Genomic DNA, 25,873 nt, shown 5'->3' with positions numbered 1-25,873 from the left:
CGCACCCGCGCCGCGCCCCCCACCGCACCCCCCGCCGCTCCGCGGGACGGCGTCCACCCACCGAGAAGCCCCGTTCCGCCCAGTGACCCCGCATGGAATGGTGTCGGCTACACACAACTGCGGAGGGGGCCCGGTGAGCCGCACCACGAGGAACAGCGCCAGCACCACGGACCGGGAGACGGGCTCTGCGGACCGCACCGGCCCCGCGGCGGGAGCGGCCGGCACGCGCAGGCGCGGCCCGGTCGTCGCCGCCCTCATGCTCGGCATGGCCCTCGCCGCCCTCGACTCCACGATCATCGCCACCGCGATCCCGCAGATCGTCGGCGACCTCGGCGGCTTCTCCGTCTTCTCCTGGCTCTTCTCCGGCTACCTGCTCGCCGTCACCGTCACCCTGCCCGTCTACGGCAAGCTCTCCGACACCTTCGGACGCAAGCCGATCCTGGTCACCGGCATCGTGCTCTTCCTCGTCGGCTCGCTGGCCTGCGCGGGCGCCTGGAACATGGCCTCCCTGATCGCCTTCCGCGTCCTGCAGGGCCTGGGCGGCGGCGCCCTCCAGGGCACCGTCCAGACCATCGCGGCCGACCTCTACCCGATGAAGGAACGCCCGAAGATCCAGGCGAAGCTCTCCTCGGTCTGGGCCACCTCGGCGGTCGCGGGACCCGCCCTCGGCGGCCTGCTCGCCGCCTACGCCGACTGGCGCTGGATCTTCCTGGTCAACCTGCCCGTCGGCGCGGTCGCCCTCTGGCTGATCCTCCGCCACTTCGTCGAGGACGCGCGGCGCGGGACGGGGAGCGAGGCGGCGCCCGCCCGCCGCGCCCGGGTCGACTGGCCCGGCGCGCTCGCCATCTTCGCCTGCGGCGGTCTGCTGCTGACCGCTCTCGTGCAGGGCGGCGTCGCCTGGCCCTGGCTCTCCGCCCCTTCGCTGCTGCTGTTCGCCGGCAGCGCGGTGTGCGCGACGGCCACCGTCCTCATCGAACGCCGCGCCGCCGAACCGATCATCCCCGGCTGGGTCTGGCGCCGCCGCACCATCGCGGCCGTCAATCTCGCCCTGGGCGCCCTCGGCCTGCTGATGGTCGCCCCCACCGTCTTCCTGCCCACCTACGCGCAGTCCGTCCTGGGTCTGGGCCCCATAGCCGCCGGCTTCGTGCTCTCGGTGATGACCCTGAGCTGGCCGGTCTCGGCCGCGTTGAGCAGCCACGTCTACAACCGCATCGGCATCCGCAACTGTGCGGTCATCGGCATCGGCGCGGCCGGGCTGATCCTGCTCGTCTTCCCCCTGCTGCCCTACCCGGGCGCCGCCTGGCAGCCCGCCCTGATCATGCTGGCGCTGGGCGCCGCCCTCGGACTCTTCCAGCTCCCGCTGATCATCGGTGTGCAGTCCTCGGTCGGCTACGCCGAGCGCGGCACCGCCACCGCCTCGATACTCTTCTGCCGCCAGGTCGGCCAGTCCATCGGCGCGGCCCTCTTCGGCGCCATCGCCAATGCCACGCTCAACGACCGCCTGGCCCACGCCCCTCGGGAGATACGCCCCGGGCTGCCCGGCGACCTCGACGCCGTCTCGCACGCACTGGAGCGCGCCGGCTCCCTCACCGCGCACGCCACCGACTACCTGCGGCGCGCCGTCGACACCACCGTCGACCACGTCTACCTCGGCGCCGTCGCGGCCGCCGCCCTCGCGCTGACGGCCCTGCTCCTGCTGGCGCCCCGTCACTTCCCCGTGCACGCCGACGCCCGCACGGCGCGGGAGACGGCGGAGGACACGGACGGCGGGCCGGGCGCCCCGGCTGCTCCGGCCGCCCCGGGCGACACGGACGTCCCCGGCTCGCAGGTCCGTGCCCCCGAGGCCGGCCCTGGTGCCGGGGCAGGGGCCGGGACCGGGACCGGGACCGGGGCAGGGACCGGGGCAGGGACCGGGGCGAGGGACATCGCCGCACCGGGGCGGGCCGAGCCGACCGGGGCCCAGGAGGCGCGCCCGGGCGAGGCGGCGGCTCAGTCCTGAATGCGGGGCAGCTCGGTTTCCAGGGTGTCCTCCTCGTCGGGGTCCACGGGTGACCTGGTGTCGGCCGGCCCCGCCCCCTCTCCGTCGTCGGGCCCGACGCCCGCGTCCGCGGCCGGTGCGGTGGTCGTGCCCGGGGCGTTGGCGTAGTCGGAGTCGATGTCCTCGTTGTAGTCGTAGACGCTGTCGACGTCGTAGTCGTGGGGATGGACGTCCTTGCCTCCCTCCCGGGGGGTCCCGCCGGGCTCCTCCGCCTGCGCCTCCTCCCCGTCGGCGACGTCCGTTCCGCCCGCTCCGTCAACGACGTCCGCGACGTCCACGCCGCTGCCGTCGGCGTCCCGGCCGGCCGGGTCGTCCGCGGCCTGCGGCCCGCGCTCCCGCTGCGCCGCCGGCGAAGGCACCGTCGCCGCCCCGGGCCCGCCGGCGGCTCCGTCCCCGGAATCGGAGGACGCCGCCTCGGGCGCCACTCCCGGCAGCCACTCCTGCACCACCCCGGGCCCGGCCTCGCCGTCCTCTGCGCCCGCCTCGGCGAGCGTCGCGAGGCTGTCGCACACGTGCGCCATATGGGCCCGGACCTCCTCGCGCTCCTCCTCGTGCTCGCGCAGGACCCGTTCCGTCGTGCGCTCGATGCGCTCCACCTCGGCCCTGGCCTGGGCCAGCAGTTCCGCGCCCCGGGCCTCGGCGTCCTCCTGTGCGTGCCGGAGCGCCTCCTCGGTCTCGGCGTGCTCGCGCCGGCACTCGTCGAGCCGGGCCTCGCCCTCCGCGTCGAGCTGCTCGATGCGCCGGTCCAGCTCCGCCTCACGATCCGCGAGTTCACGGCCGGCCGCGTCCCACTCCTCGGCCTGCCGGTCCTCCTGCTCCTCGTACAGCTGCGCGGTGCGCCGGCGCACCTCCTCCAGCTCCCGGCCCGCCTCCCCGCGCCACTGCTCGGCGTCGAGGGTGGCCGCGTCCGTCAGGGCGGCCGCCTCGGCCCACGCCGTCTCCTGGACGTGCCGGACGTACGCGTCCGCCTCCGCGTACAGCGTGTGCGCCGCCTTGTCCGCCGCGTCCCGGACCTCGTCGGCGTGGACCGCGGCTTCGTCGCGGGCCCGCTCGATCGCCTCCGCCGCCTCGGCCCGCAGCCGGGCGGCCTCGGATTCCGCGGTGGTCAGGATCAGCTGGGCCTGTTCGCCGAGGGATTCGTAGCGCTGCGGCGGCATCTGCGCCATGTACGCGCACAGTTCCGTCAGCTCCGCCGCCATCTCGTTCGACAGCACGGTCAGCCGCGCGGCGCGCTCCCAGCACGAGTCGCGGTCGACGGAGAGTCCCTCCACGCGCCGGTCGACATCGTCCTGCCGGTAGCCACGTCCTCGTACGGTCTCGAACCCGTGAGGCGAAACCGATGCACTCATCCCTCAAGCCCCTCTCCGCCGCGCACAGCAGTCGCGCGGTCCCGCACGGTTCCGCACAGTCCCGCGCACATCTTTGTGGATCTGCCCGAAGCGGCCCTATCGCGACACTCCGCCCATCTCACCCCACCAGGATGCGTCAATTGTCGCCGGAAGTCGGAATTGGCTCATCGTTGCGCAAGGCGCGGAAGAGTCGCCGCGCCCCGATGTCGTCCCACAGCAGCACGGATCCGGAGCCCGGCACGGACACGCCGGAGCCCGAGAGCGGGACCGTCGTCGCCGCGCCGTCGCCCCCGGCGACGCCCTTCATCGACCAGCCCAGACCGGCCAGCTCCCAGGCGCCCGAGTCCTCGTCCACGGTCACCGCGCCGAGCGAGGCATCCAGCACCGGCACCAGCCGGAAGGGGTTGAGCAGGACTCCCGGGCCGAGCATCTCGCTCGCCACCGCGCTGATCAGCTGCCGCTGCCGCTTCACCCGTCCGAGGTCGCCCGCGGGGTCGCTGTAACGGGCGCGTACGTACGCCAGCGCCTGGGTGCCGTTCATCTCCTGGCAGCCCGCCCGGAAGTCCGCCCCCGACTTCTCGTCCCGCAGCGGCTTGTCCGGGCACAGCGTCACCCCGCCGAGCGCGTCGACGACCTGGACGAAACCGAGGAAGTTCACCTCGGCGTAGTGGTCGACGCGCAGCCCGGTGGCCTGTTCGACGGTCCGGGCCAGCAGCTTCGGCCCGCCGTCCGCGTAGGCCTCGTTGAGCTTCCCCCTGCCGTACCCCGGCACCGGGAGGTAGCTGTCGCGGGGCAGGCTGACCAGCGAGGGCCCGTGGTCGCCGGAGTGCAGCAGCATCACCGTGTCGGTGTTGCGGCTCCCGCTGTTGCCGACATGCAGCTCCCGCCGCTGCTCCGGTGTCAGCCGGGCCCGGCTGTCGGAGCCGATCAGCAGCCAGTTGGTGCCCTTGCCCGCGGCCGGGCGTCCCGCGTAGTCGCCCAGCGCGTCCACATGGCGCACCTGCCTGTCGGCCCACACGTACAGTACCGCCGTGCCGGCCAGCACAAGCACGACCAGCACCAGCAGCGTCACCAGGATCCGCCGGGGCCAGGACCAGGTGTGGCGCCCGCCGGGCGCCGACGGATGCCGGCGTCCCTTGCGACGCCTCCGCCCGGCGCGGTACAGCGTCGTCGACGACGGCGGTGGCGGCTGACCCATGTACGCATGATCGCGGCGCCCGCTCCGGCCCGCAGGCGGAAGAGCGGCAGGTAGCCGTACGAGTGAGGGCGGACCACCCGTCAGGAGCACGGCGCGCGGGGAGATCTGGCGGGCCGTCGGCGGCGGGCCCGCCCTCGCCGAGGCAGGCGGGCCCCTGCCGAACGGGCTGCCCCGTCGGACCGGCCGTCCCGAGGAAGCCGGTGCCGGGACGGGCGGCCTCTTCCCACCGCCCGTCACCGGCTCCCGAGGGCGGGCGTTACAGCAGCCCGTCCCACATCTGCTCCAGGAGCACCGACCACCAGGTCTCGGGCGAGCCGAGCGCCGGCGGGTCGAGCGCCACCAGCTGCGCCTGGAAGTCGACGGTCCAGCGGCCGGCCTGTTCGGGCGTCAGCCCGAACCGCAGCCGCCACATCCGCCCCAGCATCGCCAGGCAGCGCACGAACTCCGGCAGCCCGGAGTTGACGAACTGCGGCGCCGCGGGCTGCCCGCCCGGGCCGCCCTCCATCGGGATCGCCACGATGTTCGCCGTGCCGTACTGCACACACAGCTGACGGCCGAAGTCGTTGCCCATCACCAGATACGAGCCCGCGTCCGACGCCGGCTGCACCATCCGCTCCGCCGCCAGCTCCGCCAGCGTCGGCACCGGGCGGCCCGGCTGCGCCTGCGCCCAGAAGAACGGTCCGAAGTCGACCGGCAGCCCGGCCCACACCAGCGTCTGCGCGACCACGTCCGGTACGCCGTGCCGGGAGACCGCCCGCTGATCGAAGCGGAAGATCGCCTGCGGGCCGAAGGACTGCTCCAGCTCCTGGCCGATGGCCTGCGGCGGCACCGGCGGCGCCTGCTGCACCTGCGAGGGATGCGGCAACGGCGCCCGCACCGGAGCGGGCCGCGCCGGCCCGTCCGCGACCTGGTGCAACTCGCCCTGATGCTCGATGAGATGACGCACGCCCTGCTGCCGCGACACATGGTCCCTGCCGTACGCGGCGGTGTGGCTGATCCGCACCTGCGGCCAGTTGTCCCGGATCATCCGGGCGCAGTAGCCGCCCGGCAGATCGCAGCACTCCAGCTCGGTGTGCAGCTCCAGCACCTGCTGCGGCGGGATGTTCATCCCCCGCAGCTCGTGCAGCAGCTGCCACTCCGGGTGCGGCAGACCGGGCGCCGAGCGACGCACGATCTTCTGCTCGGAGCCGTCCGGCGCGCGGTAGCTCAGCACCGCCATGTAGCCGGGGCCGACGGTCGGCAGGCCGCCGGGCGCCGGCGGATAGCCGTACGCACCCGGGCCGCCGGGACCCGGCGCACCGGGCGGGGCCTGCGGGGCCGGAGCCGGCGGGGCCACCGGTGCGCCGGGAGGCGGGCCGACGGGCCCGGCCGGCGGCGGCATACCGGGGCCACCGGGGCCTTCCAGCGCCGCACCGTCGGCGAGCATCGTCGCCGCGGCGTGCACCCCGCCACCGCCTGCGGCAGGCGGCGCGGGCGGGGCGGACGGCGGCGGGGGCGGACCGCCCTGACCGGAGCCACGGCTGCCCGCGGCCCCGGGCCTGCCGGGCGGCCCAGGAGGCTTGGGCGCACCGGGCACCCCGGGGGGCGAGGGCGGCGGCGGCACCCCTGGGCCGCCCGCTCCGCCCGGACCGCCGGAGCCGCCCTGGCCCGCGAGCTGGTTCTGCAGGGCCGCGCCGTCGGCGAACATCGTCGCGGCCGCGTGCACCCCGCCACCGGCCGGACCGTCCGAGGCGGCACCGCCGGAGCCCGGTGCGTCGGCGTCGCCGGGGCCGTCCACCGCACTGAGGTCCAGGTCCGCCGCGTCGAGCTGCGACACCATCTGCGTCGGTACGTAGCCACCGGCCGGCGCACCGGACGCGCCGGGGCCGGGCGGCGTGGGGCCGGGCGCAGGCACCTCCGCCTTGCTCGTCGCGGCATCCGCGATCTTCGCGGGGTCCTGGCCCCGGGCGCCGGGGACACCGGGCGCACCGGGAGGCGGCGGCCCCCCGGCGTTGCCGGGCAGCGAGGAGCCGTCCGCCAGCATCGTCGCCGCGGCATGGACGCCGGCGCCGGGCGGGCCAGGGGGCGGCGGCACTCCGGGGCCGGGCACGCCGGCACCCTCGGGCGGCGGCACATCGGCGGCCGGCGGACCGGACGGCGGCGGCAGATCGGGCAGCGGCGGCGGGGCGGGCGGCATCGGCGGCGGGACGGGCAGCCCGCCCGGCCCTCCTGGGCCGCCCTGGCCCTCCGGCCCGCCGGCCCCCGGCACCTCCACCGCGGGCGAGACCTGCGTACGCGGCAACTGACTGCCGCCGCGCAGCAGTTCGGTCTTCGCCTCGGGCCGCGTGCGCGGCGGCGGAACGTCGTCGTTCTCGTCGAGATTGGCGAGCGGCGGCGCGAACACCGTCGCGGGCAGATCCACCGAACGGTCGTCGGCTCCCGTGCCGCCGGTGGTGTCCGCCGCGGCCCACGGCGTCTCGCCGGACGCGTCCGCCGCACCGTGTCCACCGGCGGCAGGGCCCGGCGCCGCGCCGGCCTCATCGGCCCGCGCGAACGCGCCGGAGCCGCCGTCGACCAGACCGTCCTCCGCTCCGGGAGCGTTCACGTTGACGTCCGCCCAGGCGTCCGCGGCACCCGAAGGGGCCGACGCGGCCGGGGCCTCGGGCGTCGCGGCCGCCGGCGCCGCGCCCCCGTGCCGTCGGTCCGGAATGCCGATCGCGTCCGCCGCCTCCTGCAACCACTCGGGCGGGGTCAGCAGGAACGACGTGGCCTCCAGATCGATCCGCTGCGGCGGCGGCTCGGCCGCGCCGTACCCGGCGTCCGCCGCGGAGCCGTACTCCTCCTCGTACCGCCGGATCACCTCGCCCACGGGCAGCCCGGGCCACAGCGTCGTCTCGCCGCTGTCCCGCGCGATCACCAGCCGGCTGCGGCCGCCGTCACCGCGCGGGCCGCCCTCCCGGTCCTCGGCCCAGGCCACGAAGCCCAGATCGAACTCACGCACCCGCACCTCGCGGTGCTGCGGCGCCGGCACCTCGCCGTTGACCCAGCGCTCCGCGCGCTCCTGCGCCTGCGCGAACGTCACCATCGCGCTCACCCCTCCACCGGAACGGCGCGCGCGAAGCCGCCGTCCACCATCAGGTTCGCCACGGTGTCCAACTCCGGCGGATTTCCCGCCAACCGCTGCAGGAACTCGTCGAAGTCCGCACCGCACGGCAACAACAGCCGCTCCACCCGCTCCTGCACCGACCAGCCGTCCTGATCACGCGCATCGTCGTACGGGCAGAACCACACCGACCCCAGCGCCTCGCCGCGCACCTTCACCGCGACCACACCGCCCTGCACGAACGCGACTCCCAGATAGTCCTTGGTGAAGTGATCCCGCAGGCACTTGTTCACGTAGACCAGATCGTTCACCGCGGCGTCGTCACGCACCGTGAAGAACGGCTGGTCGATCAGCAGTCCCAACTCCGCGTCCAGGGCCGCGCCGACCGGCGCGCACCCGCCCGCCGCCTTCAGGAACGCACGGTAGGCACCCGGCAGCCGGTAGCCCAGCGCCTCTTCGGCCTGCGCCAGCTGCTCCTCACCCACCGACAGGTCACGGAGCGGCAGCTTGAAGTGCACCGGCCGGGTCTCCTGCAACGGCCGCGTGCCCCGCTTGCCGTGCTCCACAGCCGTCGTCGCCAGCCCGCCGTGATGCCGCAGCAGCGCCTTCACCTCGACGGGAACCAGCTCCATCCGCCGGGTACCCGCGACGTGGTGCCAGGTCCAGCCGTGCGGCGTCGCCACCGCGGGGACGTCCACCCACAGCTCGTGTCCCTGGGCGTGCAGCGCGGCATTCGCGGAGACGTAGTCCGTCAGCCGCAGCTCGTCGACCCCGAAACCCTCCGGCGGCTCGGCGATCTCCGCCGCGGCACGCGCGTACGGCGAGAACTCCGGGAATCCTCTCCCGTCCATCCGCACCCCTGCGGGGTACCTCGCGGCACGGACCGGATCCGGAAAATGCACGACCTGCCCGGCATAGGCGGTGTTCGGTGGCGCGGGTTGCCCCCCGGCCTGAGGGCCGGGAAGTGCCCCCAGCCCGAGCCGACCTGTCGTCATCGCGTCTGCCCCCTGGCTGAAGCTGGCTTTGACGCACAGCCTATGCCGTGCCGCAACACCCTCCCCCCGCGGCCGCCCCTGCCCGTCAGCCCGCCGACACGCCGCCGTCACCCCCCGGCCCCGCGCCCCCTACCCGCCCGCGCACCACCCCGCCCACCAGCCCTGTTGCCCGTGCAGCAGACGGACTGTCACACCCCAGTGACATCGCCGACAGCACCTCCGACTACCGCAACGCCCAGCACATTTGGCAGGCTGACCCCGCAACCGGGGGATTGCAGGGAGGGAAGCACGACCATGAGCACCACCGCGCACCACACCGCCGCCAACGGCGACCCCCGCATCGGCTGGAGCGGCACCGCCGACGCCGATCGGGCCCCCGCGCTGCGCCACCGCCGCGACGGCATCCTCCCCACCGTCGGCGCGGCCCTGTCCGTACGCGGACAAACCCTCACCTGCACCGCGGGCAAGGCGGAACAGCCCCCCGCCCTGCACCCGCTCGTCCAGGACTTCCTCGACACCCTGGGCACCGCACAGCGTGAGCGCTTCACCGGCCGCTGCCCCGAAGCCGTCCTGCTCTCCCGCCACCTGACATCCGTGGAAGCCGGCCGCGGCAAACGCGCCTCCCGCAAACCGCTCACCAATGGCGAGGCCCGCCGCTCCCTGAAACACTCCAAGATCACCGCACGTCATATCCGCGAGGACGGCGACCCCCGGCACGGCAGCTACGCCCCGCCCTGTCGCTCCTGCGACGCGCTCCTCGCCCACTTCGGCGTCATGCCCGTCGGCGGCACGACACCCAACGGGAGCTGACCGCCACCATGCCGCCCGCCACCCCGCGCGCCTCCGCCGTCCCCGCGCCCGGTCCCGCCCACGACCGCGCCGGATCCACCCGCTTCCCCCCGGCCGTCGACATCGCGCTCCAGGAAGCGGGCTGGCAAACCGGCCGCTGGGACATAAAGCAGGCAGAGCACTGGGCCGACACCCTCCGCGCGCACTCCTCCCCCGCGGGCCACCGCCACACGATCTTCCCCGCAGCGGTCGAGGCCTGGGCGGAGTTCGGCGGACTGCGCATCGCCGGGCCGGGGCCGGGCCGCCACATCGCCCCCACCCCGTTCACCATCGACCCCCTGCACGGCCTCCACCTCGCCCGCACCCTCGGCGACCTCGGCCGGGCCCTCGACACGCACGTCGCGCCCCTCGGCCGGGAAGAGATCCCCACGCCCGACGGCGCCCCCACCGGCCAGGCGATCCTCGCCATCGACACCGAAGGCCGCGTCTACAGCCTCGACCACACCGGCGACTGGTACCTCGGCGCGAGCATCGACGCCGCCCTGGGCACCCTCGTCCTCGGCACCCGCCCCAGCCGCCTCACGCTCGCCGGCTGAACCGCGGGCCCCGCGGACCCCACCGGACGACGAGCCCGCCTCCGTACGCCGGCCCCCTCACCGCGCTCACCGCTGCGCCGCCGGAACGCCGCCACATCGACGGCCCCCGGAAGCGAGCGCCGTCACCGGCGGCGTCAGCCGGGCAGCGCTACGCCGCTCCGCGGCACGCGGGCACCACCGCCGACACCCGGAAGCCCCCCGCCTCCGTGGGCCCCGACACGAAGACGCCGCCCAGGGCCGTGACCCGCTCCCGCATCCCCAGCAGACCGTTGCCCCCGCTGGGCAGTCCGGCGTCGGTCGCCCCACGCGCCGACGGACCGTTCTCCACCTGCACCGCCAGCTCACCGACCCGGTGCGCCACCCGCACCCGCGCCCGCGCACCGGGCGCGTGCTTGTGCACATTCGTCAACGCTTCCTGGACCACCCGGTAGACGGTCTGCTCCACCCCCGGCGGATAGCTCCCGGCGGCATCCCCGGCGTCCGCGGGTTCCCCGCCCCCGTCGTCGATCGCGCCGTCCGTCTCCTGCACCGAGAACTCCACGACCATCCCGGCCGCCCGCGACTGGCCCACCAGCTCGCCCAGCTCCGCCAGCCACGGCCCCTCCCCCTCGGACTCACCGGCCGCCGGCTCCGGCGTTCCGGCATCCCGCAGGGCGGCCCCGGCCGTCGCCGCCTCGGGCGACGGCACCTGCGCCCCCGCCGACGACCTCGCCTTCGCCTGCGACGCGACCGCGACCAGCCGCTCCGGCGCGTCCGATGCCGGAGCCCGTACGGCCGACCCGTCGGCCGTGCGCAGCACCCCCAACATCTCCCGCAACTCCGTCAGCGCCTGCCGGCCCATGTCCCCCACCAACGCCGCGTTCTTCGACGCCTTCTCGGGGTCCTTCAGCGCCACCGCCTCCAACGCCGCGGCGTGCACCACCATGAGGCTCACCCGGTGCGCCACCACGTCGTGCATCTCCCGCGCGATCCGCGTCCGCTCCTCGTTACGCGCCCACTCCGCGCGCTCCTCGGCGCGGTCCGCCAGCAGCGACAGCTCGCGCTCCAGGCCGTCCGCCCGCTCCCGCAGGCTCTCCACCAGCCGCCGCCTGGCCCCCACATACAGGCCCCACAGCACCGGCGGCGCCGTGACGACCAGCCCCACGGCCACCGCCATCGCCGGCACGAACCACACCGGCGGGTTGAAGTCCTCCTGTGACGCGACGTCCTGCCGCATGCTGAGGAAGGTCGTGATCAGCGTCCCCACGACGGTCATCCCCGCCAGGAGCGCCGTGATCCGGCGCGGCACATCCGACGCCGCGAGCGTGTACAGCCCCACCACGCCCAGCAGCGCGCCCATTTCCGCGGGCATCACCGCGATCGACACCAGCACCACCGCGATCGGCCAGCGCCGCCGCACCAGCAGCACCGGCCCCGCCACCACACCGAGCAGCATCCCTGCCGCCTCCGGCACCTGCGCCTCCTGCGCGAAGCGCGCGCCCTCCAGCACGCACTCCACCGTCGAGGCGAACGCCAGGAAGACATCCAGCACGGCGCTTCGCCGCCGGGGCCACCACCACGGCCCGGCCTTTGGCGCGCCTCTCACACCCGCTCCTGCACTTGCCCCCGTTGCGGTCATACCGACCAGCCTACGGGCGGTCGCACCCATTCCCCCGAGGAGTTCCCACCACGTACCGGACCCGTTACGAGCCGTTACCGCCGGATATCCCTCGAACTATGGAATCGCCCGTATTTCCGCCCCCGGCGGCACGCCCGCACGGCAACCTGCTCCCGTGGCCGGCCCCGCCGGCGACACCGGCGTCGACTACCTCGGCGACACCCGGCCGTCCGGAAGAACGCAGGAGAGGGTCACCGAGGTATCCCGGCGGCCCGGGTGCTACAAAGTGCGGAGCTATACCGTCGCATCGAACATCGGCGGTACGGCATAGTGTGGGAAGCCGAGCGGCCGGCCTGACGCACTGTCCGGTTTGACCCTCTATACCATCCCCTGTGGTGTAATTGGCAGCACTGAGGCTTTTGGTGCCTTATGTCCGGGTTCGAGTCCTGGCAGGGGAGCCCAGCGATATCCGGGTCCTGACCACCAGGTCGGGACCCGCCCGCGTTTCGGCTTCGATACGCCCCGGTATCCTTCGGGTGACCACCACCCGAAGTAGCCAAGAAGCCGAAGGGCATCCCCGTGAGCGCCAACCGCCCGGCAGCCGTCGTCGTTCTCGCAGCGGGTGAGGGAACCCGCATGAAGTCGGCGACCCCAAAGGTCCTGCACACGATCTCCGGCCGCTCCCTCGTCGGCCATGTCGTCGCCGCCTCCCGCGAGCTGGACCCCGAGCACCTCGTCGTGGTCGTGGGCCACGCGCGTGACCAGGTACAGGCGCATCTCCTCGACGTCGACCCCGGCGTCCGCAGCGCCGTGCAGCACGAGCAGAACGGCACCGGCCACGCCGTCCGCATGGGCCTGGAGGAGCTGAGCGACGACGGCATCACCCTCGACGGCACCGTCGTCGTGGTCTGCGGCGACACCCCGCTCCTGACCGGCGAGACGCTGCGGACGCTGAGCGAGACGCACGCCGCGGACGGCAATGCCGTCACGGTGCTGTCGGCCGAGGTCCCCGACTCCACCGGTTACGGGCGGATCGTGCGGGACGACGCGACCGGCGCGGTGACCGCGATCGTCGAGCACAAGGACGCCACCGACGCGCAGCGTGCCATCCACGAGATCAACTCGGGTGTCTTCGCCTTCGACGCGAAGCTGCTGACGGACGCGCTGAGCCGAGTGCGTACGGACAACAGCCAGGGTGAGGAGTACCTCACGGACGTGCTGGGCATCCTGCGCGAGGCCGGGCACCGGGTCGGTGCCGCGGTGGCCGCGGACCACCGCGAGATCCTGGGCATCAACAACCGCGTCCAGCTGGCGGAGGCACGCCGGCTGCTGAACGAGCGGCTGCTGGAGCGGGCGATGCTCGCCGGTGTGACGGTGGTGGACCCCGCGACGACCTGGTTGGACGTGACGGTGGGCTTCGAGCCGGATGCCGTGGTGCACCCCGGGACGCAGCTGCTGGGCACGACGGTGCTGGGTTCGGGCGCCGAGGTGGGCCCCAACTCGCGGCTGACGGACACGGTGGTCGGCGAGGGCGCGGTGGCATCCTTCACGGTGGCCGAGGGTGCGGAGATCGGCGCGGGCGCGAGCGTGGGCCCGTACGCGTATCTGCGCCCGGGGACGGTGCTCGGTGCGCGGTCGAAGGCCGGCACCTACGTCGAGATGAAGAACGCCTCCATCGGCGAGGGCACCAAGGTGCCGCACCTGTCGTACGTGGGGGATGCGACGATCGGCGAACACACGAATATCGGTGCGGCGAGCGTGTTCGTGAACTACGACGGTGAGGCCAAGCACCACACCACCGTCGGGTCGCACTGCAAGACGGGTTCGGACAACATGTTTGTGGCTCCTGTCACGATCGGGGACGGCGCGTACACCGCCGCCGGCTCGGTCATCACCAAGGATGTGCCCCCGGGTTCGCTGGCGGTCGCGCGAGGCCAGCAGCGGAATATCGAGGGTTGGGTCGCGCGCAAGCGGCCCGGAAGCGCGGCTGCGCAGGCCGCTTCGTCCGCTCGCCAGGAGTCCGCAGGCGAGCGGTGACCGTGCAACGGGTGCGCCGTGCGGGGCGTACCGTGATTAGCGCACGCAAACAGGGATTCGAGGAGATTTGCTGTGACCGGGATCAAGACGACCGGCGAGAAGAAGCTGATGCTCTTCTCCGGCCGCGCCCACCCCGAGCTGGCCGAGGAGGTCGCGCACCAGCTGGGTGTGGGCCTGGTCCCGACGAAGGCGTTCGACTTCGCCAACGGTGAGATCTATGTCCGCTATCAGGAGTCGGCGCGCGGCGCGGACTGCTTCCTGATCCAGAGCCACACGGCTCCGATCAACAAGTGGATCATGGAACAGCTGATCATGATCGATGCGCTGAAGCGGGCCTCGGCCCGGAGCATCACCGTGGTCGTGCCGTTCTACGGGTACGCGCGTCAGGACAAGAAGCACCGCGGCCGTGAGCCGATCTCGGCGCGGCTGATCGCGGACCTGATGAAGACCGCGGGCGCGGACCGCATCGTCACGGTCGATCTGCACACGGATCAGATCATGGGCTTCTTCGACGGCCCGGTGGATCATCTCTTCGCCCTGCCGGTGCTGGCCGACTACGTCGGTGCGAAGGTCGACCGGAACAAGCTGACGGTGGTCTCGCCGGACGCCGGCCGGGTGCGGGTGGCGGACCGCTGGTGCGACCGCCTGGGCGCGCCGCTGGCGATCGTGCACAAGCGGCGCGACAAGGACGTGGCGAACCAGGTCACCGTCCACGAGGTCGTGGGCGATGTGAAGGACCGGGTGTGCGTCCTGGTCGACGACATGATCGACACCGGCGGCACGATCTGTGCGGCGGCGGACGCGCTGTTCGCGAACGGCGCCTCGGACGTGATCGTGACGGCGACGCACGGCGTGCTGTCCGGTCCCGCGGCGGACCGCCTGAAGAACTCGAAGGTGAGCGAGTTCGTGTTCACGAACACGCTGCCGACGCCGAGTGAGCTGGAACTGGACAAGATCACGGTGCTGTCGATGGCCCCGACGGTGGCGCGGGCGATCCGCGAGGTCTTCGAGGACGGTTCGGTGACGAGCCTCTTCGAGGAGCAGTGAGTTCAGCTGTGATGTAGGTCGGCATTGATCGACTTGGGGGCGGCCTTCCCGCCGGGTAGACTCACGGAGTTGCTCGGCGAGGGAGGCCGCACTTCTTTGTGCGGCTGGTCCGTTATCGGCGCGCTCTTCGTAGCAGGTCTGTCGTGGGCCGGGTAACGGTCAGCAGTTTCCTGAGATACGAGGAGTGCAGTCATGGCTGAGGTCAAGATCGCCGCTGAGGTCCGCAGCGACTTCGGTAAGGGCGCGGCCCGTCGTACGCGTCGCGAGAGCAAGGTTCCGGGCGTGGTCTACGGCCACGGTGACAAGCCGCAGCACGTCAAGGTCGACAGCCACGCGCTGATGATGGCCCTGAAGACCCCGAACGTGCTGATCCGTCTGGACGTCGACGGCAAGGACACCCTGGTCATCCCGAAGGCCGTGCAGCGTGAGGCCATCCGCGGCTTCCTCGTGCACGTCGACTTCCTGGCCGTCCGCCAGGGCGAGAAGGTCACCGTCGAGATCCCGATCCTCACCGAGGGCGACCTGGCGCCGGGCGCCAACCTGCTCGAGCACCTGCTGAACACCCTGCCGGTCGAGGCCGAGGCGACCCACATCCCGGAGTCGGTCACGATTTCCGTGGCGGGCCTGGACGCCGGCGACTCGGTGCAGGCGAAGGACATCACCCTGCCGGCCGGTTCGACGCTGGCCGTCGAGGACGACGTCGTCGTGCTGCAGGTTGTCGCGGCGCAGGCGGAGGCTCCGGCCGAGGAGTCCGCCGAGGCGGCCGACGAGGCCGAGCAGGCCTGATTGCCGTAGCAGTACAGCGCTCTGTCCAGCCGCTGCCGCGCGCCTTTGGGTGCGGGGTGGCGGTTGGGCTGTTTCATGGGCAGTTGCCCGTGGCCGGCCGCTCGATGCGCGGTGGGCGGCAGGTGGTTGACGGGGTTCGGTGTGGTGGCGGTTGTGGGAGTGGGAGAGATGACGGACGCAGATCCGTGGCTTGTGGTGGGGCTGGGCAATCCGGGGCCGGAGTATGCGGCGAACCGCCACAACGTCGGTTTCATGGTGGCGGACTTGCTGGCGGAGCGGATGAGCGGCCGCTTCAAGGCGCACAAGTCTCGGGCACAGGTCGTGGAGGGCCGCATCGGCGCGCCGGGGCCCACGGGCCGTCGGGTGGTGGTGGCCAAGCCGATGTCGTTCATGAACGTGTCGGGCGGGCCGGTCACGGCCTTGCGGGACTTCTACAAGGTGCCGGTGTCCAACATCGTGGTGATTCATGACGAGTTGGACATCGACTACGGTGCGCTGCGGTTGAAGACGGGCGGCGGCGACAACGGGCACAACGGGTTGAAGTCGATCACGAAGTCCTCGGGTCCGGACTATCACCGGGTGCGGTTCGGGATCGGGCGTCCGCCGGGGCGGATGCAGGTGGCCGACTTCGTGCTGAAGGACTTCTCGTCGGCGGAGCGCAAGGAACTCGGTTACTTCGTGGACCGTGCGGCGGACGCGGTGGAGGCCCTGGTGATCGAGGGTCTGGAACGGGCGCAGAGCACGTACAACACCTGATCCGGACAACGCGGGTCAGGCCCTGACGAACCGCAGGTGACAGGTTGACCGACCGCTGTCGGATGGCCAAGGATCGCCGCCATGCCCAGTAGCACTACACGCACCCGTTCCGTCCGCCGCAGCCGCACCCGGCGGGCGGGTGAGAGCGCCTATGGCGCGTTGCTCGTCGTGCGGACGGTGCTCATGGGGTTGTTGGCGCTGCTGCTGTTGGCGGCGGGGGTGTGGACGTCGTGGAACACCGCCCAGTACGCGATGCTCGTCAAGGCGCAGGAGCGCGGCACGATGACGGTGGCGCGCTGCGAGGACGACCGGTGCACGGGTCCGTATGTGCCGACCGAGGGGGACGGCAAGACCCGGTCGAAGGTGTCGATCGTGGAGGCCGCCGCGCCCGCCGAGGGCGAACGCGTCGAGGTGACGGTGGAGCCGGGTACGGCGCAGGCGGTGCGGACCGGTCCTGCGGGGATTCTGCACGCGTGGGTGCCGTTCGCGGGCGCCTTGCTGCTGGCCGCGCTGGTGGTGGCCGGTGGGATGCGGCTGCGGCGTACGGCGTGGGTGATGGGCCTGTGCGGTGCGGTGCTGCTGGGGGCGGCGTTCGCGGCGTTGCAAGGGTTTTAGCCAGACACCGGGTGTTCCCGGTACGGCAGACGGCAGCGGCCCGTCCCCTCGTGCGAGGGGGCGGGCCGCTGCCGTGTGGTGCGACTGCCGTGTGCCGTGCCGGGGTCAGCCGGTGTTGCGCAGGCCGGCGGCGACGCCGTTGACGGTGAGCAGCAGGGCGCGGGCGAGGACCGGGTCGGCCTCTTCGCCACGGGCTGCCGCCTCGCGCTGACGGGCGAGCAGGGACACCTGGAGGTAGGAGATCGGGTCGAGGTAGGCGTCGCGGATGTGGAAGGTCTGCTGCAGAACGGAGTTGGAGTCGAGCAGTTCGCTCTCTCCGGTGATGCGCAGGACTTCCTGGACCGTGAGCTCGTGCTCGGCCTTGATCACCTCGAAGACGTGCTTGAGGTTGTCCGGGACGAGGGTGTCGACGTAGTGCTGGGCGATCCGCAGGTCGGTCTTGGCCAGCGTCATCGCGACGTTGGACAGGAAGTTGCGGAAGAAGTGCCAGTGCTCGTGCATCTCGTCCAGGACGCTGTCGAGTCCGGCCTCGCGGGCGGCCTTGAGGCCGGTGCCGACGCCGAACCAGCCGGGGACGATCTGGCGGGACTGCGTCCAGCCGAAGACCCACGGGATGGCGCGCAGGCCGTCGAGTCCCGCGCCGCTGTCGGGGCGGCGCGAGGGGCGCGAGCCGAGGTGGAGTTCGGCGAGCTGGTCGACGGGGGTGGAGGCGAAGAAGTACGCGGGCAGGTCGGGGTCCTCGACGAGCCTGCGGTAGGAGCCGTGGGCGGCCTCGGAGACCGTTTCCATGGCCGCGTCCCAGCGGGCGAGGGCCTCGTCGGACTGGCGGGGCTCGGTGTGCAGGGCGGAGGCCTGCAGGGTGGCCGCGACGGTCAGTTCGAGGTTCTCCCGGGCGAGGGACGGCACGAGGTACTTGTCGGAAATGACCTCGCCCTGCTCGGTGACCTTGATCTCGCCTTCGAGGGTGCCGTAGGGCTGGGCGAGGATCGCGTCGTGGGAGGGGCCGCCGCCGCGGCCGACGGTGCCGCCGCGGCCGTGGAAGAGGCGCAGGCGTACGCCGTGCCGGTGGGCGACGTCGCGCAGCAGGCGCTGGGCGCGGTGGATCTCCCACTGGGAGGTGGTGATGCCGCCGAACTTGGAGGAGTCGGAGTAGCCGAGCATGACCTCCTGGACGTCGTCGCGCAGGGCGACGAGGCGCCGGTAGGAGGGGTCGGACAGCATCTCGTCGAGAAGCTGGTCGGCGATCTTCAGCTCGTCGGTGGTCTCCAGGAGCGGCACGATGCCGATCTTGGCCCAGCCGGCGTGCAGGTCGATGAGGCCGGCCTCACGGGCGAGCACGGTGGCCGCGAAGACGTCGTCGGAGCCCTGGCACATCGAGATGATGTAGGACTCGATGACCTCGGGTCCGAAGGTCTCCTTGGCCTTGACGATGGTGCGGAAGACGCCGAGGGTCTTCGCGCCGGCTTCGTCGAGGGGCGCGGGGGTGGGCGCCAGCGGCCGGCGGGAGCGCAGTTCCTTGGCCAGGAGCTTGCGGCGGTAGTCGCGCGGCATGTCGACGTAGCGCCAGGACTCCTCGCCGAGGCGGTCGAAGAGCTGGCCGAGGGCGTGGTGGTGGGCGTCGGCGTGCTCGCGGATGTCCATGGTGGCGAGCTGCAGGCCGAAGGCGGCGATGGTGCGCAGGGTGCGCTCCAGGCGGCCGTCGGCGACCAGGCCGCCGCGGTGTTCGCGCAGCGAGTTCTGGATGAGCGCGAGGTCGTCGAGGAGTTCCGCGGTGCCGAGGTAGTCGCGGCCGGGGACGTGGGGGGTGTCCCCGGCGAGGCGCTCGCGGGTGTTGACGAGCTTCTGCTGGATGCAGGTGGCCTTGAGGCGGTAGGGCTCCTCGGAGTTCAGGCGCTTGTAGCGGGGGCTGATCTCCGGGATGAGTTCCAGGTCGCGGCGGAGGGACTCCAGGAGCTCCTCGGTGGCTCCGCAGTTGCGGATGGAGTTCGACAGGGCACCGCGCAGTTCGTCGACGTGCTCCAGCGCGTCGGTGATGCCGTGCTCGTGCTGGAGGAGCAGGACGTCCCAGGTGACCTGGGGGGTGACGTTGGGGTTGCCGTCGCGGTCGCCGCCGATCCAGGTGCCGAAGGTCAGCGGGCGGGTGCCGGCGGGCAGCTCGGTGCCGGCGCGCTCCAGTTCGGCGGCCAGGTCCTCCAGGACGTCGCCGACGGCGCCGCGGCCGAGCTCGTCGAGGTAGTAGATGGCGTTGCGAGCCTCGTCGGTGGGCTCGGGGCGGGCGACGCGCAGCTCATCGGTCTGCCAGATGAGGTCGATGTTCTCGGCGAGGCGGAGGTCGGCGCGGCGTCGCTCGGCGGAGTCCGTGAGGTCGAGCAGTTCGGCGACCTTGCGGAGCTTGGTGAGGACGGAGCGGCGGGCGGCCTCGGTGGGGTGCGCCGTGAAGACCGGGCGGACGCCGAGGTGGCGCGCGGTGTCGCGCAGGTGCTCGGGGTCGGCGTCCTTGAGCATGTCGGCGGTGCGGGCGAGGATGCTGCCCTCCGCGGCGCGGCGGGAGCGCAGCTCGCGGCCTCGGTGGACCTGCTCGGTGACGTTCGCGAGGTGGAAGTAGGTGGAGAAGGCGCGGACGAGCTTGGCGGCGGTGGCGAGGTCGGTGTCGCCGAGGAGCCGGGCGGCGGCTTCACCGTCGGAGCGGGTCAGCGCGCGGACCCGCTCGACGAGGTCCAGGAGTTCCTGGCCCTCCTGCCGGAGGAGGGTTTCGCCGAGGAGGTCGCCCAGGCGCCGGATGTCGGCGCGCAGGGCGACGTTGTCCTTGTGGTCGGTGACACCGCTGCCGTCGCTCTCGACGCCGGGCCGGTCGTACCGGCCGGACTGCGTGGACGCGAGGTCGGCGGAGGTGTTGTCGGCACTGCTCACAGGTGCGGCTCCTTGCAGTGTTGAGCACGTCTGATTAGCGGGCGGGTTGCGGACCGCGCTGTCCGACGTCCCCAGGATAGGTCTCCCCAATCTCGGCGGATCACACCGTCCGATTGCTGGGCATCATTGCTATCGGCGCTGGTGTGAGCCCTGTCACCCCGCGTCGGCAGCGCTGTCACCCCGCGTGCGGGCCGGTGTCACGGCCTTGCTCGTGGCGGTGTCGCTGCCATACTTACGAAACCGTAGGTTACGGTCCCGTAGCCGTAGCCGTGCCCCCGAGCCCCCCGACGAGGGACACCACATGACCGCAGGACCAGAGACCGCCGAAGAGTCCCCGATCTCCGCCGGTACACCGCTTCCGTCCGCCACGCTGGGCGGTGACAGCAAGCGGTCCGTCGAACAGATCACGCTGCTGTTGTTCATCACGCTGCCGTTCCTGGCCCTGGTCGCGGCGGTGCCGCTCGCCTGGGGTTGGGGGGTGAGCTGGCTGGATCTGGGGCTGATGGTGGCGATGTACTACATCGGCTGCCACGGCATCACGATCGGCTTCCACCGCTACTTCACCCACGGCGCCTTCAAGGCCAAGCGGCCGCTGCGTATCGCGCTGGCCGTCATGGGCTCGCTGGCGGTGGAGGGGCCGCTGGTGCGCTGGGTGGCCGATCACCGCAAGCACCACAAGTTCTCCGACGCCGAGGGCGACCCGCATTCGCCGTGGCGCTTCGGCGAGACGGTGCCGGCCCTGATGAAGGGCCTGTGGTGGGCGCACATCGGCTGGATGTTCGACGAGGAGCAGACGTCGCAGGCGAAGTACGCACCGGACCTGATCAAGGATCCCGCGATCCGTGCCGTCTCCCGTCAGTTCGTCCTGTGGACGGCGGTCTCGCTCGCGCTGCCGCCGCTGGTGGGCGGTCTGGTGACCTGGTCCTGGACAGGCGCGCTGACGGCGTTCTTCTGGGGCTCCCTGGTGCGGGTGGCGCTGCTGCACCACGTCACGTGGTCGATCAACTCCATCTGCCACGCGGTCGGCAAGCGCCCGTTCAAGTCGCGGGACCGCTCCGGGAACGTGTGGTGGCTGGCGGTGCTCTCCTGCGGGGAGTCCTGGCACAACCTGCACCACGCCGACCCGACGTGCGCCCGGCACGGCGTGCTGAAGGGGCAGCTGGACTCCAGCGCCCGGCTCATCCGCTGGTTCGAGAAGGCGGGCTGGGCGTACGACGTCCGGTGGCCGAGCGCGGCGCGCGTCGAGTCCCGGCGCAAGGACAAGGCCGCTCAGGCTGCATGATTGACGGGTGGCGATCGACGGCAGCAGCGTGAGCAACAGCAAGGGCACGAACTCCTCCGGCACGGGTTCCAGGCGGACCCGCAGGGTCCGGATGACCGGCGCGGAGCGCCGTGAGCAGCTGCTGGACATCGGTCGCACACTCTTCGCCGAGCGCGGCTTCGAAGGCACCTCCGTGGAGGAGATCGCGGCGAAGGCCGGTGTGTCCAAACCGGTGGTCTATGAGCACTTCGGCGGCAAGGAGGGCCTGTACGCGGTCGTCGTGGACCGCGAGATGCGGCAGCTGCTGGACATGGTGACCAGCGCCCTGACCGCCGGCCATCCCCGCGAACTCCTCGAACAGGCCGCGTTCGCCCTGCTCGACTACATCGAGACGTTCACCGACGGCTTCCGGATCCTGGTCCGGGACTCCCCCGTCGCCCAGTCGACGGGCACCTTCGCGTCGCTGATCAGCGATATCGCCACGCAGGTCGAGGACATCCTGGGCCTGGAGTTCAAGGCCCGCGGCTTCGATCCGAAACTGGCCCCGCTCTACGCCCAGGCCCTGGTCGGCATGGTCGCCCTGACCGGCCAGTGGTGGCTCGACGTCCGCAAGCCGAAAAAGTCCGAGGTCGCCGCCCACCTGGTGAACCTCGCCTGGCACGGCCTCGACGGCCTGGAGGCCAAGCCCCGCCTGATCGGACACCGGCGGGCCTGAGCGGGGCCGCCCGGCCCCGCCCGGCCGGTCATACGGCGCGGCGGGCCCCCGGAGGGTGGGCCCTGCCGCCGGCGACCCTCAGGGCCTGCGCTTGCCCTACTCGCTCACCGCGGCCCGGCGGCGGCGTACGGCGAATATGGCGCCCGCGCCCGCGAGGACCGCGGCGCCGCCGATGCCTGCCGCGGTCGGCAGGGCGCTCGACGCGCCGGTCTCGGCGAGGTTGCCGCTGACCGGCAGCTCGGCGAGACCGCCCTGCGGGGCATGGTGCCCCCTGCTGATCGCGCTTCGGCCCTTGGCCGGCCCGGCCTTACCGTCCGCGCTGCCCGGCTTGCCCTCGGCGTCCTCGACCTTGCCGGGCTCACTGCCCGCCGACAGGACGGTGAAGTCGAACTGGCTGATCTCGTCGTGGCCGCACTGGCCGTCCTCGCCGTAGGAGTGCCCGGTGGTGAAGAAGTAGCCCGTGCCCGCCTTCGCACTCGCGGCGATCTTGATGCGCATCCTGGCGTCCGCGTAGTCGCCCGGTTCGAGGTTGCCCACCGTGGCGAAGTCCTGGTTGTCGTCCCACTCCGCGCCCTCTCCCTCGACGGGCTTCCACGCGCCGCTTCGCGGGTCGAACCACTCGACGGTGACGGCGAGTTCGGACACGTCGTCGATGTCCGGGTCGGCGGTGCCGAGATAGAGGGTCACGTCCGTCTCCCGCAGCGTGACCGTGGAGACGTTGCTGACGCGATAGGTGAACCCGTGCCATCCGGACCCGGCGACGATCTTGCTCGGGAGGTCGCGGAGCTCCGTCTTTCCCCGCTCCTCCTCGGGGATGCCGGTGCAGAACGCCGGGCGGGTGTACGTCGGGGAGGGGGAGGGTGCCGACGTCGTCGCCGCCGGCGGCTTCGGCTCGGCCCGCTCGGGAGAGGCCGCCGCGTCGCCCGGCTGCCCGGCCGCGGAGCCCTCCTCGGCAGGACCGGTGGACGGTGCGGCCGAGGGCCCGGTGGTGGCCGAGACCGAGGGCGCACCGCCTGCCGTGGGGTCCGCTCCCCTCGCGTGCGCGGCAGGAGAAGCGAGCAGTGACACGGAACAGACGGCGGCGAGGACAGCAGCGGCCGACAGAGCACGAGGAAGCATGGATCTCTTTCATGGACCGAACCTGGGCGCTTACCTGACCCATCGGCCCATCGGCAGGTTGCACTGCCCGTGGATCAACGCGTCGTGATCTCCCTCACAGGTGTTCGCGAAGTGCCCCGGTGACGGCTCGGCGGGGCACCGCCGCCGCGACTGCCCGGCTGCGCCGTACGCCCGGGGCCGACCGGGAGCGCGGCACACCCGCTCAGGGCTCGACGCCGTCCCCGGTGTCCTCCAGGAACTCCAGTCGGTTTCCCGCCGGGTCGGTCGAGTGGAAGCGGCCGCGGCCCGGGAGGTCGTGGTCCCACGCGACGGGGACCTCAGCGGCGGTGAGGCGGGCGGCGAGGGCGTCGATGTCGGTGACGGTGAAGGCCGGGTGGGCCTTTCGGGCGGCGCGGTGGTCGGGGTCGGCGCCGAGGTGGAGCCGGGCCGTGCCGGCCTCGAACCAGCAGCCGCCGCGGGCGGCGAGCGCCGGGGGCTTGGCGATCTCCGTCATGCCGAGGAGGTCGCCGTAGAAGGCCCGCAGAGCGGGTTCGGTGCCGGGGAGCGCGGCGAGCAGGACGTGGTCGAGGCCGGTGATCATGGCGTCAGCTCCGAGGGAGGGGCGGCTCAGGCCGTTTCGGGCTTGCGGGCCACGGCGAAGATGCGGCGGAAGGGGAAGACCGTGCCGTGACTGCCGGTGGGGTACGCCTCGCGCAGCAGGTCGCGGAATTCCGCGAGGAAGGCGTCGCTTGCTGCGGGATCGTCCTCCAGGGCCGTGAGGACGGGGCGCAGGGCAGTGCCCTTGACCCAGTCCAGGACGGGGTCGTCGCCCTGGAGCAGTTGGACGTAGGTGGTCTCCCAGGCGTCCGTGTCGCAGCCGAGGCCGGTGAGGCGCTGGAGGTAGTCGGCGGGCTGCAGGATGTGGACGAAGCGGCGCCCGTGGGTGTCGAGGCGCTCGCGCCACCGGGGTGCGTCGCACAGTTCGCCGAGCAGGGCGTGGCTGGGCGCGGTGAAGTTGCCGGGGACCTGGAAGGCGAGGGTGCCGCCGGGGGTGAGGCCCTTTATCCAGTGCGCGAAGGACTCGGGGTGGTCGGGGACCCACTGGAGTGCGGCGTTGGAGACGATCAGGTCGTACGGCTCGTCGGGCACCCAGTCGCCCGCGTCGGCGGGGGCGAAGTCGAGATGGCCGCCGCCCGCGGTGGGTCCGGCGTGGGTCTCGGCCTCCTTGAGCATCTCGGGGGAGCTGTCGTAGCCGGTGATGTGCGCGTCGGGCCAGCGTGCGGCGAGCAGGGCGGTGACGTTTCCGGGACCGCAGCCGAGGTCGGCGATGCGCGCGGGGCGTTCGCGCCGGGGCAGGTCGGGTATCCGGGCGAGCAGGTCGAGGAAGGGGCGGGTGCGGAGCTCGGAGTGGCGGAGGTACTGCTGCGGGTCCCAGGTTGGTGCGACGTGCATGTTCAAAACCCCTTTGCGGGAATGCAGGCTGGCACAGGTTGTTTCAGGCCGCCTCGGGCAGAACCCGGGCTCGCGCCGACGATGCCCAATAGTCCGGGAAAATATATCTCGACGTCAAGAGACTCCACATCGACAGACCCTTTACACTGATCGTCATGGAGGACGAGGTCGACCGACTGGTCGCAGCATGGCGCCGCGAGCGCCCGGACCTCGACGTGGAACCACTTGAGGTCCTCAGCCGTGTTTCCCGGCTGGCCAGACACCTCGACCGGGCTCGCCGCATCGCCTTCTCCGAGGTCGGCCTGGAGCCGTGGGAGTTCGACGTCCTCACCGCGCTGCGCCGGGCCGGGGCGCCCTATCAGCTCTCCCCCGGCGCGCTGCTGACGCAGACTCTGGTCACGTCCGGCACCATGACCAACCGCATCGACCGGCTCGCGAAGAAGGATCTCGTCGAGCGGCTGCCCGACCCCAGTGACCGGCGCGGAGTGCTGGTCAGGCTCACTGCCGAGGGCCGCGACAGGGCCGACCGTTCTTTGGCCGGACTACTGGCCCAGGAGCGGGCCATTCTGGCCGAACTCTCCCGTCAGCAACGCAGCGAACTGGCCGGTCTGCTACGCCGGTTGACCGGCCCGTTCGACAACATCCCGGGCTGACGGCCGCCGGGCGCACGGCTTCCGCCCGCCCGAGGTCCTCTTGCCCGCCGCCCGCCGGTGGGCTTGGATTCGCGCCATGAGCCAGCACCCACCGCACCCGGCGCCCGGTGGCCCCTACGGCAGGCGGTTCCAGGGCCGTACGGTCCTGGTCACCGGCGCGGCGGGCGGCATCGGTGCGGCCACCGCCGACCGGCTGGCGGCGGAGGGCGCGGGCGTACTCCTGCTGGACATCGACGACGGGCGCGGGGAGCACACCGCGCGGCGCATCCGGGCGGCCGGCGGCCTGGCCTCCTACCAGCACTGCGACGTGGTGCGCGAGGACGACTGGCAGCGGGCGGTGGAGGCGGCGCGGCAGCGCTACGGGCCCGTCGGCGGACTCGTGAGCAACGCCTTCCTGCCCTACGTCGCGGCCGCCGACCGCACCCCGCTCGCGGACTGGGAACGGCAGCTCGCGGTGAACCTCACCGGCTCGTTCCTCGGCGTCCGCGCCGCGCTTGACGACCTGCGCGCCCAGCGCGGCGGCGTGGTGCTGACCTCGTCCGTGCATGCCCTGATGGGGCTGCCGGGCCGCCCGGCCTACGCCGCGTCCAAGGCCGGACTGACCGGCCTGGGGCGGCAGTTGGCTGTGGAGTACGGGCCCGAGGTGCGGGTCAACAGCGTGCTGCCGGGCCCGGTCCTGACCGCCGCGTGGGACGGCATCGGCGACGAGGAGCGCCAGGCCACCGCCGAGGAGACCGCGGCCCGGCGGCTGGGGCGGCCCGAGGAGGTCGCCGCCGCCATCGCCTTCCTGCTCTCCCCCGAGGCGTCGTTCGTCACCGGCGCGAACCTCGTCGTGGACGGCGGCTGGAGCGTGTACAAGAACTCCTCGTGAACCACTGCCCGCCCAGGGCGCGAACCGC

Annotated in this window: 21 protein-coding genes and 1 tRNA gene; 13 read left to right on the top strand and 9 right to left on the bottom strand. The window is 72.7% G+C overall.

Features of this window, described 5'->3' with window-relative positions:
- Nucleotides 1-256 precede the first annotated feature (256 nt).
- Nucleotides 257-1,999 carry an MFS transporter gene (locus QOM21_RS21805; RefSeq protein WP_407555750.1) on the top strand — a complete coding sequence of 581 codons (1,743 nt, stop codon included), beginning with the start codon at nucleotides 257-259 and terminating at the stop codon, nucleotides 1,997-1,999.
- Here QOM21_RS21805 and QOM21_RS21800 read toward each other — a convergent pair.
- The 4 genes from QOM21_RS21800 to QOM21_RS21785 form a co-directional block, all read right to left on the bottom strand.
- Nucleotides 1,990-3,387 carry a cellulose-binding protein gene (locus QOM21_RS21800; protein ID WP_407552456.1) on the bottom strand — a complete coding sequence of 466 codons (1,398 nt, stop codon included), beginning with the start codon at nucleotides 3,385-3,387 and terminating at the stop codon, nucleotides 1,990-1,992. The two genes, QOM21_RS21805 and QOM21_RS21800, sit on opposite strands and share 10 nt — an antisense overlap.
- 136 nt (nucleotides 3,388-3,523) lie before the next feature.
- A complete protein-coding gene (locus QOM21_RS21795; RefSeq protein WP_407552454.1) occupies nucleotides 3,524-4,585 on the bottom strand; it encodes an LCP family protein in 1,062 nt (353 codons plus the stop codon).
- A gap of 256 nt (nucleotides 4,586-4,841) precedes the next feature.
- Complete coding sequence (locus QOM21_RS21790; RefSeq protein WP_407555749.1) at nucleotides 4,842-7,649, bottom strand: SUKH-4 family immunity protein; 2,808 nt, start codon at nucleotides 7,647-7,649, stop codon at nucleotides 4,842-4,844.
- 5 nt (nucleotides 7,650-7,654) lie between these two features.
- On the bottom strand, nucleotides 7,655-8,662 hold the full coding sequence (locus tag QOM21_RS21785) for an SMI1/KNR4 family protein (protein ID WP_407552452.1): 1,008 nt from the start codon (nucleotides 8,660-8,662) through the stop codon (nucleotides 7,655-7,657).
- Between the two features lie 294 nt (nucleotides 8,663-8,956).
- Here QOM21_RS21785 and QOM21_RS21780 point away from each other — a divergent pair, with 294 nt between their 5' ends.
- Together QOM21_RS21780 and QOM21_RS21775 are read left to right on the top strand one after the other, a co-directional pair.
- A complete protein-coding gene (locus QOM21_RS21780) occupies nucleotides 8,957-9,472 on the top strand; it encodes a YwqJ-related putative deaminase (protein WP_407552450.1) in 516 nt (171 codons plus the stop codon).
- 8 nt (nucleotides 9,473-9,480) lie between these two features.
- Complete coding sequence (locus QOM21_RS21775) at nucleotides 9,481-10,047, top strand: SUKH-3 domain-containing protein (protein ID WP_407552448.1); 567 nt, start codon at nucleotides 9,481-9,483, stop codon at nucleotides 10,045-10,047.
- 148 nt (nucleotides 10,048-10,195) lie between these two features.
- Here the strand turns inward: QOM21_RS21775 and QOM21_RS21770 are convergent, their stop codons facing one another.
- Complete coding sequence (locus QOM21_RS21770; protein WP_407552447.1) at nucleotides 10,196-11,665, bottom strand: sensor histidine kinase; 1,470 nt, start codon at nucleotides 11,663-11,665, stop codon at nucleotides 10,196-10,198.
- 365 nt (nucleotides 11,666-12,030) lie between these two features.
- Here QOM21_RS21770 and QOM21_RS21765 point away from each other — a divergent pair.
- The 6 genes from QOM21_RS21765 (at nucleotide 12,031) to QOM21_RS21740 (ending at nucleotide 16,885) form a co-directional block, all read left to right on the top strand.
- Nucleotides 12,031-12,102: transfer RNA gene (locus tag QOM21_RS21765), tRNA-Gln, on the top strand.
- A gap of 121 nt (nucleotides 12,103-12,223) precedes the next feature.
- Complete coding sequence (gene glmU, locus QOM21_RS21760) at nucleotides 12,224-13,681, top strand: bifunctional UDP-N-acetylglucosamine diphosphorylase/glucosamine-1-phosphate N-acetyltransferase GlmU (RefSeq protein WP_407552445.1); 1,458 nt, start codon at nucleotides 12,224-12,226, stop codon at nucleotides 13,679-13,681.
- Nucleotides 13,682-13,753: 72 nt separating this feature from the next.
- On the top strand, nucleotides 13,754-14,728 hold the full coding sequence (locus QOM21_RS21755) for a ribose-phosphate diphosphokinase (RefSeq protein WP_407552443.1): 975 nt from the start codon (nucleotides 13,754-13,756) through the stop codon (nucleotides 14,726-14,728).
- Between the two features lie 192 nt (nucleotides 14,729-14,920).
- Entirely contained in the window at nucleotides 14,921-15,514 is a 594-nt protein-coding gene (locus tag QOM21_RS21750; protein ID WP_407552441.1) for a 50S ribosomal protein L25/general stress protein Ctc, read from the top strand.
- Between the two features lie 168 nt (nucleotides 15,515-15,682).
- A complete protein-coding gene (gene pth / locus QOM21_RS21745) occupies nucleotides 15,683-16,270 on the top strand; it encodes an aminoacyl-tRNA hydrolase (RefSeq protein WP_407552439.1) in 588 nt (195 codons plus the stop codon).
- Between the two features lie 81 nt (nucleotides 16,271-16,351).
- Nucleotides 16,352-16,885 (top strand): hypothetical protein, encoded by a 534-nt coding sequence (locus QOM21_RS21740; protein ID WP_407552437.1) that lies wholly within the window; start codon nucleotides 16,352-16,354, stop codon nucleotides 16,883-16,885.
- Nucleotides 16,886-16,990: 105 nt separating this feature from the next.
- Here QOM21_RS21740 and ppc read toward each other — a convergent pair whose 3' ends face one another.
- Nucleotides 16,991-19,678, bottom strand: a complete 2,688-nt coding sequence (gene ppc / locus QOM21_RS21735) for a phosphoenolpyruvate carboxylase (RefSeq protein ID WP_407555748.1) — start codon at nucleotides 19,676-19,678, stop codon at nucleotides 16,991-16,993.
- A 418-nt stretch (nucleotides 19,679-20,096) separates the two neighbouring features.
- Between ppc and QOM21_RS21730 the strand changes: the two genes are divergently transcribed.
- The gene (locus QOM21_RS21730; RefSeq protein ID WP_407552435.1) at nucleotides 20,097-21,077 is read left to right on the top strand and encodes an acyl-CoA desaturase; all 981 of its coding nucleotides are present in this window, start codon (nucleotides 20,097-20,099) and stop codon (nucleotides 21,075-21,077) included.
- Between the two features lie 7 nt (nucleotides 21,078-21,084).
- Nucleotides 21,085-21,771, top strand: coding sequence for a TetR family transcriptional regulator (locus QOM21_RS21725; protein ID WP_407552433.1), 687 nt, complete (start codon nucleotides 21,085-21,087; stop codon nucleotides 21,769-21,771).
- A 96-nt stretch (nucleotides 21,772-21,867) separates the two neighbouring features.
- On the opposite strand, the gene QOM21_RS21720 is transcribed toward QOM21_RS21725, so the two are convergent.
- The 3 genes from QOM21_RS21720 to QOM21_RS21710 all read right to left on the bottom strand — a co-directional run bounded on the left by QOM21_RS21720 (nucleotide 21,868) and on the right by QOM21_RS21710 (nucleotide 24,321).
- Entirely contained in the window at nucleotides 21,868-22,890 is a 1,023-nt protein-coding gene (locus tag QOM21_RS21720) for an LAETG motif-containing sortase-dependent surface protein (protein WP_407552432.1), read from the bottom strand.
- A 202-nt stretch (nucleotides 22,891-23,092) separates the two neighbouring features.
- A complete protein-coding gene (locus QOM21_RS21715; RefSeq protein WP_407552430.1) occupies nucleotides 23,093-23,470 on the bottom strand; it encodes a VOC family protein in 378 nt (125 codons plus the stop codon).
- Nucleotides 23,471-23,496: 26 nt separating this feature from the next.
- A complete protein-coding gene (locus tag QOM21_RS21710; RefSeq protein WP_407552428.1) occupies nucleotides 23,497-24,321 on the bottom strand; it encodes a trans-aconitate 2-methyltransferase in 825 nt (274 codons plus the stop codon).
- A gap of 155 nt (nucleotides 24,322-24,476) precedes the next feature.
- On the opposite strand from QOM21_RS21710, the gene QOM21_RS21705 reads away from it, so the two are divergent.
- Both QOM21_RS21705 and QOM21_RS21700 read left to right on the top strand, forming a co-directional pair.
- Nucleotides 24,477-24,974, top strand: coding sequence for a MarR family winged helix-turn-helix transcriptional regulator (locus QOM21_RS21705; protein ID WP_393892463.1), 498 nt, complete (start codon nucleotides 24,477-24,479; stop codon nucleotides 24,972-24,974).
- 76 nt (nucleotides 24,975-25,050) lie between these two features.
- Nucleotides 25,051-25,845, top strand: coding sequence for an SDR family NAD(P)-dependent oxidoreductase (locus tag QOM21_RS21700; RefSeq protein ID WP_407552426.1), 795 nt, complete (start codon nucleotides 25,051-25,053; stop codon nucleotides 25,843-25,845).
- The last annotated feature ends 28 nt before the right edge of the window (nucleotides 25,846-25,873 follow it).

Origin of the sequence: Streptomyces sp. Pv4-95 (assembly GCF_045782725.1) — a bacterium.
GTDB lineage: Bacteria > Actinomycetota > Actinomycetes > Streptomycetales > Streptomycetaceae > Streptomyces.
The sequence above is the reverse complement of the archived record's forward strand: the minus strand, read 5'-3'. Positions and strand labels throughout refer to the sequence as shown.